This window comes from Bacillus sp. FSL H7-0578, from assembly GCF_038630855.1.
Lineage (GTDB): Bacteria > Bacillota > Bacilli > Bacillales > Bacillaceae > Bacillus > Bacillus safensis.
Genome location: NZ_CP152045.1, coordinates 910,238 through 923,616 on the forward strand (window position 1 = coordinate 910,238; position 13,379 = coordinate 923,616).

A 13,379-nucleotide genomic window follows, 5' to 3' on the forward strand; every position below is an offset into this window, starting at 1 on the left:
TGAGGAAGAATAGGAATTCATCTAGAGAAAAGTAGGTGCAGCATGGAGTTTTTACTTGTCTTACTGCCAGTGTTCGGTATCTTTTTTATCGGATATATTGGGCAGAAGGCCATTGGTTTTGACATACATACGCTCTCATCAATGTCTTTATATTTAATGTCACCATTTCTTGCGTTTGAAACCTTTTATCAAAACAAAGTATCGATGGACTATGTGTACCTATCTATTTTTGTCGTCGGACTTTGTCTTTCACTTGTTTTATGCGTTTTTATTTTATCTCGTATTTATGGTTATTCGAATGAAATGTATTGTGCCATGATTCTGTCGTCAGCATTTATGAACAATGGGAATTACGGCACACCCGTTGTCCTGCTTGTCTTCGGAGCTGCTGGTTTAGATATTGCCATCGTTTTAATGGTACTGCAGCAGCTTGTCATGAGTACAATCGGTATGTATTATGCAGCAAAGGGCGGAGAGGATGCAGGAGATGGAAAGGTTGTGCTGAAAAAAGTGCTGCGTATGCCGGTTGCATATGGGGCACTCCTCGGTCTATTATTTCAGCTGCTTGATCTTTCATTACCTAAAGAGGTGATGACGGGTGTCCAGCTTGTGGGGGATGCCGCCATACCGACGATTATGCTTATTTTAGGCATGCAGCTCGCCGTCATTTCTTTTAAGCAAGTGGATTATCGAAATATTTCTTATGCTGTATTGCTGAAGCTGTTTATCTCACCTCTCATCGCATTTGGTTTTACGCTCATTTTACCGGTAGATGATTTGGTGAAACAAATTATGATCTTAGTTGCAGCCATGCCGACAGCAGCAAATACCACGCTGATGGCTGTACAATTTCGAACGAAGCCTGAGTTTGTCTCAAGCACGACATTTCTCAGTACCGTTTTAAGCATTGTGACATTACCAGTTTTATTATGGATTTAACTATGCACCCTCTGGGATAGGGGATAGGCGGCAAAACAAAGGGGGACATATCAATGAATGCAGATGTTCATTTTCAAGTGAGTGATGTGTTGAAAACAAAGTATTTTGCCCATGCAAAAGTGTTAGCAGGAGAAAAGGGATTGTTTCGGCAGGTCAAATGGGTCCATGTGCTAGAAGTGCCTGCTGTAGAAGATTTGTTAAATGGGGGAGAGCTCATACTAACAACAGCCGCAGGCTTTCATGATCAATTGGATGTGTTTCAAGCATTTTTAAAACAGCTGATCGATTCTGGTGCGGCAGGCTTGTGTATTGAATTTGTTCCGCTCAGATTCGATGTGCCGGAAGAACTGATTGCGTATGCAGAAGAAAGAGATTTTCCGCTGATTCTGTTTACAAAAGAAGTGAAATTCGTCAACATTACACAGCATCTCCATACGAGGATGATTGAACGCCAGTATCAAATGATGGCTGATTTAGAAGCACTGTCATCAAAGCTGAATGAGCTTTTATTGACTCCCCATCCGCAGATGGATATTTTGGATCAAGTGTATCAGCACGTAAGGGGCATTCTTTTACTCATTCCTGTTCAGGGGGAGCCGATTATTTTATGTGATTCCTCTAAACAAACCGAAGAGCTGGTCATGAATTATTTACAGTTTGCTTCCTTGCCAAAAGGATATGAAGTGACCAAAAAAGAAGTGCTTGCACTCAAGCAGACATTTGCAGACCTTGTGCTCATTCATCAAACAAACACACTCTCAGAATTCGAACTGCTCGTTATGGATAAAGGAGCAAATGCTCTTGCCCAGCAAACGCTAAGAGAGCTTTATACAGAAGAGCTGAAGAAGACAAAAGAGAACGAATGGCTGCAAAAATGGTTCCAAGAAGAGCATTCAGAAAGAGATATTTTAGAGCATCTTGAAGAAACAGAAGGATTGAAAAAACCAACCGGCTGTGTGGTCATGCTCTTTCAAAAGCATCATCAAATCGAAGAAATTGCAGGAAATCTTTATTTTCTCGTATCGTGCCGCTCCATCTTTCAGCGAGCAGGTTTCCACTTGATTCCGTATGAGCATCAAGGACAAACCTTGTTTATTTTATTGAACACGAGAAAGAAGGAGGACTGGAAAGAGCGTGCAGAGAAGGCGGCAGCTGACATCAAACAATTGTATGATCGGGAGCAGCCACGCGGAACTGTGATCAATTTTGGCATCGGTCCATATTGTGAACAGTTTCAGCATATGAGAAAAAGCTTTCAGGCAGCCAAAGAAGTGCTGCATATAAAGAAAGTGATGCCCCAGCGGGTGGAAAGCCCATTTTATCAAGATTTGCATATGCTCCGTCTCATGCCTGTCATGCAGGAAAGCGGACTGCTTGAATGTATGGTGAAAGAGTATTTGGAGCCTGTGATTTTATATGATAAGCAAAATAGCGGAAGACTCTATCAAACGCTGAATATCTTTTTACAGACAAACGGTTCTAAAAAGGAAACTGCAAGCCGGCTCTATATTGTCAGGCAGACCCTTTATCATAGACTCGATAAACTGCATGCATTGCTTGGTGAGGATATGATGCAGGCACCGAAACGACAGGCGCTTGAATTTGCGATTCTTGCATATGAATTCCTGCAAGGAAATCGTCGTTAACAACGTATGGTAGATTTGCTAAGGCAACCGAGTAGAGTGTCTTATGGTTCTTTTCAATCAGTTGACGATCTGTCTAATGTAATCAGCCCGTCCCCTTTTTTATAATGAAAGTAACGATTGGTTCTCTCTTACGGGCGGCCTAGTTTCAGTTTCATATGCCTCCCTTTTCATCCATATAATGAATGGAGAGGCAGTGTGCTGCTGAACCGGTCTAAGCTTCTTTAATGATGAAAACGGATACATGGGGGCGGGAAGATGAAAATACATGAGCAGGCTCAAAATCTTCAGGCGAAAGATGATCAGTTGATCTGGCACCATATGAAAGGGACAAACAAGGAAAATGAAAGCATGGTCATTCACGAGGCAGAAGGCGCATGGGTGACTGATATTCATGGGAATCGATATTTAGACGGGATGTCAGGTCTTTGGTGTGTAAATGCCGGTTATGGCAGAAAAGAGCTGGCAGAAGCTTCATATAAGCAGCTAAATACAATGCCTTACTATCCGCTGACGCAAAGCCATGTGCCAGCGATTCAGCTGGCTGAAAAGCTAAATGAATGGCTTGGCGGGGACTATGTCATCTTCTTTTCTAACAGCGGTTCTGAAGCCAATGAAGCCGCATTTAAGATCGCCAAACAATATCATGCGCAAAAAGAAGAGAGCACAAGAACAAAGTTCATCTCCAGGTATCGGTCGTATCACGGCAATACAGCAGCAGCCCTTGCCGCAACGGGGCAGGCGCAGCGTAAATATAAATATGAACCATTAGGTCAAGGCTTTATCCATGTCGCACCGCCTGATATGTATCGTCATCCTGAGGATCAAGATACATTGGCAAGTGCAGCGGCAATCGATCAAGCCATGACGTGGGAACTAAGTGAGACCATTGCTGGGGTCATTATGGAGCCGATTATTACAGGCGGCGGTATCTTAATGCCTCCGAAAGGGTATTTGAAGAAGGTCAAAGACATCTGTGAGGCTCATGGAGCGCTTCTCATTGTGGATGAAGTCATCTGCGGATTTGGCCGGACAGGGAAGCGGTTTGGTTTTATGCATGAGGAAGTAAAGCCGGACATTATCACAATGGCAAAAGGGATCACAAGCGGCTACTTACCTCTTTCTGCAACGTGCGTGAAACGAGAAATTTATGAAGCGTACGCAGGGGAAGATACGTATGACAGGCTGCGCCATGTAAATACATTTGGCGGTCACCCTGCTTCTTGTGCGGTTGCACTTGCCAACCTAGAGATCATGGAAAACGAGAAATTAGTAGAACGGTCTGACACGCTTGGGCAAGACATGCTCGAACGTTTGCAAGAGTTAAAAGAGCATCCATTTGTCGGTGATGTCAGAGGGAAAGGCCTGCTGTTTGGAATTGAGCTTGTCCAGGATCAACAGTCCAAAAAACCAGCTGATCCACAGGTTGTCGGTCAATTGATTGCTGAATGTAAAAAACGCGGACTGATCATCGGGAAAAATGGTGATACGGTTGCCGGCTATAATAACGTTGCCCAGCTTGCACCTCCGCTAAATATAACAGCCGAAGACGCTTCGTTTATTATCAACACGCTAAAAGAAAGCATGGCACAGTTATAGCAGAGAGATTTCTCTGCTTTTTTCTGTGGAAAAAGCACATACATAGATCCAGTAAGATGCTGCTAGGTGAAATCAGCATTGGATACACTAGGTGTATTGAAAAATAGAAGAGATTCTATTACTGTTAGGAGAAGACTGAACCAATACACTTTAGAAGGAGACGGCATATGAGTTTTCATGATCAACCCATTCTACCTGCTGTTCGCAATATGAAGCAATTTGAGGAATTTTTAAAAAGTCCATTTACATACGGGGTGTTACTTGATGTCCATTTAGGCCGGCTAAAGGGCATCATGAATGAGGCAAATGCCCATCATAAAAAAATGTTTGTCCATGTCGATCTCATTCATGGGATCAAACATGATGAGTATGGAACGGAATTTATTTGTCAGGAAATGAAGCCGGCAGGAATTATTTCTACTAGGTCTTCTGTCATAGTAAAAGCTAAGCAAAAGAAGGTATATGCCATTCAGCGAATGTTTTTACTTGATACAAGTGCCATGGAAAAAAGCATGGAGTTCGTAGGGAAACATCGCCCAGATTTTATTGAAGTATTGCCAGGGGTTGTGCCGGATTTAATTACAGAAGTGCGCGAGCGAGCTGGTATTCCAATATTTGCAGGCGGGTTTATCCGCACAAAAGAAGATGTAGAAAGAGCACTTGAAGCAGGAGCTACAGCTGTGACAACATCGAATACAGCCCTTTGGAAAGCGTTCCAAAAGTGAAAAAGATAAAATGTGAAAATTGATTGACAACGTTTTCATCCTCTGATACTATAGCACTAAGTTAATATCATGTGATGGAGAAACGGAGATCCACAACAGCGCTTTACTAGGTGACAAATGACCCTGATGTAAAGTATGTTTGTTGTGGATCTTTTTTCTTTATCTATTTTTACACATTCATAGGGGATGGCAACTGAACCAGAGGAGGAATTTTCATGACACCATTTTGGGGTGAAGTCGTAGGTACAATGCTTCTCATTATTTTTGGAGGCGGTGTATGTGCGGCAGTCAATTTAAAGAAATCGCTCGCATATCAGTCCGGCTGGATTGTAATCGCTTTCGGATGGGGATTTGCAGTAGCCATAGCAGCTTATGCAACAGGTGGAATCAGCGGAGCGCATTTGAATCCAGCACTAACAATTGGGCTTGCGCTTGAAGGAAGTTTTCCTTGGGCTGACGTACCAATGTATATTGCCGGTCAAATGCTTGGCGCATTAATAGGAGCTATTATTGTCTTTTTACATTACTTACCGCACTGGAAAGCAACAGACGATCCAGGTGCAAAGCTGGGTGTATTCTCAACTGGTCCTGCGATTCCGCATACTTTTGCAAACGTACTTAGTGAAGTCATCGGTACATTTGTATTGGTTCTAGGAATCTTAGCGATTGGTGCAAATAAATTCGCAGACGGAATCAATCCGCTGATTGTTGGATTCTTAATTGTGGCAATTGGTCTTTCTTTAGGCGGAACAACTGGTTATGCAATCAATCCTGCACGTGATTTAGGTCCGAGAATTGCACATGCGATTCTGCCGATTCCAGGTAAAGGCCCATCGAATTGGAAGTATGCTTGGGTGCCAGTCGTTGGTCCAATTTTAGGCGGCGCATTTGGCGGTGTTTTCTACAATGCAGCCTTTAAAGCGAACATCACTCCAGCCTTTTGGATTGTAAGCGTTATTTTAGTTGTGGTATTGTTAGGACTCTATGTCTCTACGAAAAATCAAACAAATGCTGTAAATGAAAGTATGTAAGGGGAGGAAAACATCATGGCAAAAGAAAAATATATTCTCGCTTTAGATCAAGGGACAACAAGCTCAAGAGCGATCTTATTTGATCAAGAAGGCAAAATTGCTCATACAGCACAGAAGGAATTTAATCAATATTTTCCGAACCCAGGCTGGGTAGAACATAATGCAAATGAAATTTGGAGCTCTGTTCTATCCGTCATTTCAACTGCTTTAATTGAATCAGGCATTGAAGCAGATCAAATCGCCGGTATCGGAATTACGAACCAGCGTGAGACAGCAGTTGTTTGGGATAAACATACAGGCGCACCCGTTTATAATGCAATTGTTTGGCAGTCTAGACAAACGTCTGGCATTTGTGAAGAGTTAAAAGCGCAAGGACACAATGAAACGTTTAGAAATAAAACGGGTCTTCTCATTGATGCTTATTTCTCAGGGACAAAAGTAAAATGGATTTTAGATAATGTAGAAGGTGCTCGTGAGAAAGCAGAAAATGGCGACTTGCTGTTTGGCACAATTGATACATGGCTCATTTGGAAGATGACAGGCGGTCAATCACACGTCACAGATTACTCCAACGCGTCAAGAACATTAATGTTCAACATTTACGATCTGAAATGGGATGAAGAATTACTTGATATTCTTGGCGTACCTGCTTCTATGCTTCCAGAGGTGAAACCATCCTCACACATCTATGGTGAAACAACAGACTATCACTTCTTCGGCAGAAATATCCCGATTGCAGGAGCGGCGGGAGACCAGCAGTCTGCACTATTCGGTCAGGCTTGCTTTGAAGAAGGAATGGCGAAGAACACGTATGGTACAGGATGTTTCATGTTGATGAATACAGGGGAAAAAGCAATTAAGTCGGATCATGGTTTATTAACGACAATTGCATGGGGCATTGACGGTAAAGTTGAATATGCTTTAGAGGGAAGTATTTTCGTAGCTGGTTCAGCGATTCAGTGGCTGCGCGACGGACTGAGAATGTTTAAAGACTCAAAAGACAGCGAAGCCTATGCAAAGCGCGTTGAGTCAACAGAGGGCGTATATGTCGTTCCAGCATTCGTTGGTCTAGGCACACCATACTGGGACAGTGATGTCAGAGGCGCTGTATTCGGATTAACACGCGGTACTTCTAAAGAGCACTTTGTCCGTGCAACGTTAGAATCACTTGCTTATCAAACGAAGGATGTTTTAGATGCGATGGAAAAGGATTCAAACATCTCATTAAAAACGTTGCGTGTGGATGGCGGAGCTGTAAAGAATGATTTCTTAATGGGCTTCCAAAGTGATTTGCTGGATGTACCAGTAGAGCGTCCAGAAATTAATGAAACGACGGCACTCGGTGCGGCCTATCTTGCGGGAATAGCAGTTGGCTTCTGGAACGACCGTTCAGACATTGCAAAACAATGGAACCTTGACAAGCGCTTTGACCCTAAAATGGAAGAGGACAGCCGCGACTCGTTATACAGCGGGTGGAAAAAGGCTGTAAAAGCAGCTCAAGCTTTCAAATAAACCAAAAGTATGGTATACTTCAAAGTAAGTTAATAGAACGGTTGGAGAACTGGAGAGACCGCAGGCACCGAAGTGTAGAAATACGCTTTGGGTGTTTGCGGTCTCTTTTTCTTTACCGTACAACATGGGAGGAACAAGAGATGACTTTTTCTAGCTTAGAAAGAGAACAAATGCTGCAGGAAATGACAAAAAAACCATATGATGTGTTTATCATTGGTGGGGGTATAACAGGCGCTGGTACAGCACTTGACGCGGCTTCACGCGGAATGCGTGTCGGTCTTGCAGAAATGCAGGATTTCGCTGCAGGTACGTCTAGCCGCTCAACGAAACTAGTGCACGGCGGACTTCGTTATTTAAAACAATTTGAAGTGAAAATGGTCGCAGAGGTCGGTAAAGAGCGTGCCATTGTATACGAAAATGGTCCTCATGTCACAACGCCAGAATGGATGCTTCTTCCGATGCATAAAGGCGGGACATTTGGTAAGTTTTCAACCTCTATTGGGCTTAGAGTGTATGACTTTTTAGCTGGCGTAAAGCATAGCGAACGCAGAAGCATGCTAAGTGCAAAAGAAACACTTGAAAAAGAACCGCTTGTCAAAAAGGACGGCTTAAAAGGCGGCGGCTACTATGTTGAATACCGTACAGATGATGCACGCCTCACAATCGAAGTCATGAAAGAGGCTGTGAAATTTGGAGCGGAGGCGGTCAACTATGCGAAAGTAAAAGAATTTATTTATGATAAAGGCAAAGTGGTTGGTGTTGTCATTGAAGATGTCATGACACAGAAAACCTACGATGTGTATGCGAAGAAGATCGTCAATGCGACAGGTCCATGGGTAGATCAGCTGAGAGACAAGGACCACTCAAAAGAAGGAAAACATTTACAGCATACAAAAGGAATTCACTTAGTATTTGACCAATCGGTCTTTCCATTAAAACAAGCGATTTACTTTGACACACCTGATAAACGTATGGTCTTTGCCATTCCAAGAGAAGGCAAAACGTACGTTGGAACAACAGATACAGTGTACAAGAAACAGCTGGAGCACCCGCGTATGACAAAGGCCGATCGTGACTATGTCATCCAAGCGATTCAGTACATGTTCCCTGATCTCAATATTACAGAAAAAGATGTAGAATCCAATTGGGCCGGTCTTCGTCCGCTCATTCATGAAGAGGGCAAGGATCCTTCAGAAATTTCTCGTAAAGATGAAGTGTGGACATCATCTTCAGGCTTAATCACCATTGCTGGCGGTAAATTAACAGGCTACCGTAAAATGGCTGAGCATATTGTCGATCTAGTACGTGATGGACTGAAACAGGAAACGGGCAAAGATTATGGACCATGTAAAACAAAACATATGCCAATCTCAGGCGGCCATGTAGGCGGATCTAAAAACATGGCAGCCTTTGTTCAAGCGAAAACAGCAGAAGGAGCATCTGTTGGTTTAACAGAACCGATTGCACAAAAACTAGCTGAAAAATATGGTTCAAATGTCAGCAGTCTCTTCAAACGTGTCGAGCAGCTTCAAGGGGAAGCAGACAAACGAAATATTCCAGCGTATGTACTGGCAGAGCTTGTCTATGCGATTGAAGAAGAATTAGCCGTTACTCCTGTTGACTTCTTCTTAAGAAGAACAGGAAGCCTATTATTTAATATCAATTGGGCAAAAAAATATGCACAGCCAGTCATCGATTATATGGCAGAACGTTTTGGCTGGGATGAAGCAGCAAAACAGAAATATCAAACAGAATTAGATCAACTATTCCATGAAGCAGTCGTACCGCTTGATGCTGAATAAAAAGAAGACAAAGGGCTAAAGCAAGATCATTTTAACCCTTTGTGAACAAACTGAAAGCCGATCATGTATCGGCTTTTTTTATTTGTGCAGCATTTTTTCCAACTGCTAATGATATAGCATGACATAAAGGATGATTCCATATAAAATAACAGTAGATGTTATTTTATTGATGATAAGAGCTGGGGAGGACGACCATGAGTTGGAAGACGAATTATGAGCGATGGATCAATGAGAAGCACCTGGATACTGAACTAAAGGAATGGCTGGAGACGCATCAAGATGACCACCAGGCCATTGAAGACTGTTTCTACAAAAACCTTGAGTTCGGCACTGGAGGAATGCGCGGTGAGATTGGTGCAGGCACGAACCGAATGAATGTGTACACTGTTCGTAAAGCATCAGCAGGTCTTGCTGCGTATATTGCGAAACATGGAGAGGATGCAAAAAGAAGAGGCGTCGCCATTGCATATGATTCACGCCATAAATCGCCTGAATTTGCAATGGAAGCAGCCAGAACACTTGCTTCACAGGGCATTCAAACGTACGTATTTAATGAATTGCGTCCGACACCAGAGCTCTCCTTTGCGGTTCGTGAGCTGCATGCATTTGCTGGAATCGTCGTGACAGCAAGTCATAATCCACCAGAATATAATGGCTATAAAGTGTATGGTGAAGATGGCGGGCAGCTGCCTCCATTTGAAGCAGATCAAGTCATTCAAGAAGTAGATGCAATTGAAAATGAACTGTCGATTTCAGTTGATTCTGAAGAAACGTTGAAACAGCAAGGGCTGATCAAAATAATCGGAGAAGAAATCGACCATGCTTATATTGAAAAATTAAAAACCATTAGTGTGCACCCTGAGCTGGCACATGAGGTCGATGTCAAAGTCGTGTTTACTCCGCTTCATGGGACAGCCAATCACCCTGTCAGAAACGGGCTGCAGGCTCTTGGATATCAGCATGTCACTGTTGTGCCTGAGCAGGAAAAACCAGATCCACAATTCTCAACAGTGACCTCGCCGAATCCAGAGGAGCATGCAGCATTTGAGTACGCCATTAAGCTTGGTGAAAAACAAAATGCAGATATCCTCATTGCCACAGACCCAGACGCTGACAGGTTAGGCATTGCGGTCAGAGATCACGAAGGAGAATTTACCGTCTTAACAGGCAACCAGACAGGCGCCCTGCTGCTTCATTATTTATTGTCTGAAAAACAAAAGCTGGGTCAATTGCCGCCTCGTCCCGTTGTGATGAAAACCATTGTCACAAGTGAGCTTGGGCGCGCTGTAGCATCAGCTTTTGGTGCCGACACGATAGACACACTCACAGGCTTTAAATTTATTGGAGAAAAAATTAAGCAGTTTGAAAAGAGCGGAGAATACACGTTTCAATTCGGTTATGAAGAGAGCTATGGCTATTTGATCGGTGACTTTGCCCGAGATAAAGATGCGGTGCAAGCGGCACTTTTAGCCGTTGAAGTTGCTGCTTTCTATAAAAAGCAGGGCAAGTCCTTGTACGATGCGCTTGTTGATATTTTCAAGCAGTTTGGATTTTACCGGGAAGGATTAAAGTCGTTAACCTTAAAAGGAAAAGAAGGAGCAGAGCAGATTTCAGCGATCCTTCATACCTTTAGAACAAATCCGCCAGCTGCCATCGCAGGGCAGCGCATCACAGTGATTGAGGATTATCAATCAAGTCAAAGACAACTTGTGGCTGAAAAGAAAGAGGAAACCATTCACCTGCCAGCATCAAATGTGCTGAAATATTTCCTTGAGGATGGTTCGTGGTTCTGCTTAAGACCTTCCGGCACTGAGCCTAAAGTGAAATTTTATATTGCAGTCAAAGGCACGTCTTTAACAGATAGTGAAGAAAAGCTAAAGCATTTGTCAGAAGAAGTGATGAAAGTCGTTTATGATATTGTGGAAGAAACAGCGAAATAACGAAAGACAAGGCCATCGTGTATGAATGCATGATGGCCTTTTCTCAGCCAAAAGGATGAGAAGAAATCATTCTTTTGGAGAAAGAGCGACGAGGGGGCTCATGGTATAATGAGCGTAATGATAAGTGAAGGCTGCAAATGCCGGGGGTAAACAGTATGGGAGAATACCAAGAGAAGGTTGAAACATTAAAAACGTTAAAAGAAATTGCTGAAAAGCTAAATGAAGGCATGGAAATGAAAGAAACGCTCCATGAAGTGCTCCATATGCTGATGGATGTCACAGGCTTTCATTCAGCATGGATTTATTTTATAGAAAAAGACGGGTCATATGAACTGATGGCAGAGGTTTCCTTACCTGAAGCACTTGCAAAGCATCAAAAGCAGCTCATGTGTCAAAATGATTGTTATTGCATCAACCGATACACAAAAGGCTCGCTGCAATCAGCCACCAATATTATTAACTGCAAACGGATTGAAACGGCAATTGAAGAAAAGTTTGGGGATACAGAAGGAATTACTCATCATGCGACTGTACCGCTAAAAGCGTGTAAGCGTACGTTCGGCTTATTAAATGTGGCGGCAAAAGGAAAAGTCACATTTACGCAAGAGGAGCTGAATTTGCTTGAAAGCATTGCACTTCAAATTGGCACCGCCATTCAGCGGATGAAGCTTGTGCAAAATGAACAGCAGCACGCACTTCTGGAAGAAAGAAACCGGCTCGCACAGGACTTGCATGATTCTGTCAACCAAATGCTGTTCTCTGTGAGTCTGACTGCTAAGGCTGCACGGCAAATGACAAGCGATCAACATCTAGGGGAAATGATTGATTTTATTCAGCATTTGTCACAAGATGCTCTGATTGAAATGCGGTCACTTATTTGGCAGCTGAGACCCAGAGGCCTTGAAAAAGGGTTTACGACAGCAATTGAAGAGTATGCACAGCTTTTAGGATTACGCTGCACTTTATCTTTATCAGGCTGTATAGAAATGGACCATTCTCACAATGAAACTTTGTTTCGGGTATGTCAAGAAGCGCTCAATAACTGTCAAAAACATGCGGAAGTAGAAGAAGTCGAGGTCAAGCTTGAGCAATCAAAAGACACGTTGGAGATGAAAATCATTGACCACGGAAAAGGTTTTCAATATGACGAGCAGATGAGCCTTCCTTCACTTGGGCTGAAAGGGATGTCTGACCGCATCCGAAGAGCAGGTGGTACATTTTGTATCCATTCAGAGTTAGGTAAAGGAACTACGATTCATGTAAAAGTGCCATTTTCACAAGAAAGGAAGGGATCGTCATGAGAGTTGTCATTGCAGATGATCATCATATTGTGAGAAAAGGGCTTGTGTTTTTCTTGCAGACACAGTCTGATGTGGACATCGTTGGTGAGGCGTCCAATGGGCAAGAGGCATTAGAGGTTGTCAGAGAAACCCGGCCTGACATTGTCTTAATGGATTTGTCTATGCCTGTAATGAATGGCATTGAGGCAACGAAACAAATGACGCTGGAAATGCCGGACTCCCGCATTGTGATCCTGACAAGCTATGCGGATAAAGATTATGTCATTCCCGCCATTCAAGCAGGGGCGAAAGCCTATCAATTAAAGGATGTAGCACCAGAAAAGCTGCTTTCGACCATGATTGAAGTTCAAAATGGCACCTACCAGTTAGATGGTCATATCACGACCTTTCTTGTGCAGCATCTGACAGAGCCAAAAGAGCAGAAATGGGCATTGATGAAAGAGCTCACCAATAGAGAGCGAGATGTCTTATTTGAGATTGCAAAAGGCAAAAGCAACAAAGAAATTGCCTCATCGCTGTTTATTTCTGAAAAAACTGTCAAAACGCACGTATCTCATGTATTATCAAAATTAGAGCTGACAGATCGAACCCAAGCGGCTCTGTATGCAGTGGATTATCAAAAAAATCAGCCGAAAGAGCTGCTATGACAGAAGGAGATCTAGACGTCATGCTAAAACTTTTAAGCGCATATTCAATTCAATGAATTGAAAAAAAAAAGAGAAGCATGAACAGTCTAATTTCTAATAGAAAAACCAAAAAAGACTTGATGAGTGTATGCTTATCAAGTCTTTTTTTATTTTAAAGGAGGGGATGAACCGGTCAATCACAGGTGAATGTAAAATAGGAGGGGATCTAGTGAGGCATATGAATTAGTAAGTGATTTTCGT

General features: G+C 42.9%; 10 protein-coding genes. All 10 read left to right on the plus strand.

The window, feature by feature from the left end:
• The first annotated feature begins 42 nt into the window (after nt 1-42).
• The 10 genes from MHB41_RS04590 (at nt 43) to MHB41_RS04635 (ending at nt 13,139) form a co-directional block, all read left to right on the plus strand.
• The gene (locus MHB41_RS04590) at nt 43-939 is read left to right on the plus strand and encodes an AEC family transporter (protein WP_340899102.1); all 897 of its coding nucleotides are present in this window, start codon (nt 43-45) and stop codon (nt 937-939) included.
• 53 nt (nt 940-992) lie between these two features.
• The gene (locus MHB41_RS04595; RefSeq protein WP_098676765.1) at nt 993-2,585 is read left to right on the plus strand and encodes a PucR family transcriptional regulator ligand-binding domain-containing protein; all 1,593 of its coding nucleotides are present in this window, start codon (nt 993-995) and stop codon (nt 2,583-2,585) included.
• A 255-nt stretch (nt 2,586-2,840) separates the two neighbouring features.
• On the plus strand, nt 2,841-4,181 hold the full coding sequence (locus MHB41_RS04600; protein ID WP_034282275.1) for an aspartate aminotransferase family protein: 1,341 nt from the start codon (nt 2,841-2,843) through the stop codon (nt 4,179-4,181).
• Between the two features lie 167 nt (nt 4,182-4,348).
• Nucleotides 4,349-4,906, plus strand: coding sequence for a glycerol-3-phosphate responsive antiterminator (locus MHB41_RS04605; protein ID WP_024425304.1), 558 nt, complete (start codon nt 4,349-4,351; stop codon nt 4,904-4,906).
• Between the two features lie 215 nt (nt 4,907-5,121).
• Nucleotides 5,122-5,937, plus strand: coding sequence for an MIP/aquaporin family protein (locus tag MHB41_RS04610; protein WP_024425303.1), 816 nt, complete (start codon nt 5,122-5,124; stop codon nt 5,935-5,937).
• A gap of 15 nt (nt 5,938-5,952) precedes the next feature.
• Entirely contained in the window at nt 5,953-7,449 is a 1,497-nt protein-coding gene (gene glpK, locus MHB41_RS04615) for a glycerol kinase GlpK (RefSeq protein WP_034282273.1), read from the plus strand.
• A gap of 140 nt (nt 7,450-7,589) precedes the next feature.
• The gene (glpD, locus tag MHB41_RS04620) at nt 7,590-9,251 is read left to right on the plus strand and encodes a glycerol-3-phosphate dehydrogenase (protein WP_034282271.1); all 1,662 of its coding nucleotides are present in this window, start codon (nt 7,590-7,592) and stop codon (nt 9,249-9,251) included.
• Nucleotides 9,252-9,445: 194 nt separating this feature from the next.
• Complete coding sequence (locus MHB41_RS04625; RefSeq protein WP_098676766.1) at nt 9,446-11,191, plus strand: phospho-sugar mutase; 1,746 nt, start codon at nt 9,446-9,448, stop codon at nt 11,189-11,191.
• A 155-nt stretch (nt 11,192-11,346) separates the two neighbouring features.
• Entirely contained in the window at nt 11,347-12,492 is a 1,146-nt protein-coding gene (locus MHB41_RS04630) for a GAF domain-containing sensor histidine kinase (protein WP_034282268.1), read from the plus strand.
• Nucleotides 12,489-13,139, plus strand: coding sequence for a response regulator transcription factor (locus MHB41_RS04635; protein ID WP_340899096.1), 651 nt, complete (start codon nt 12,489-12,491; stop codon nt 13,137-13,139). Before MHB41_RS04630 ends, MHB41_RS04635 begins: the two co-directional genes overlap by 4 nt.
• Nucleotides 13,140-13,379 lie beyond the last annotated feature (240 nt).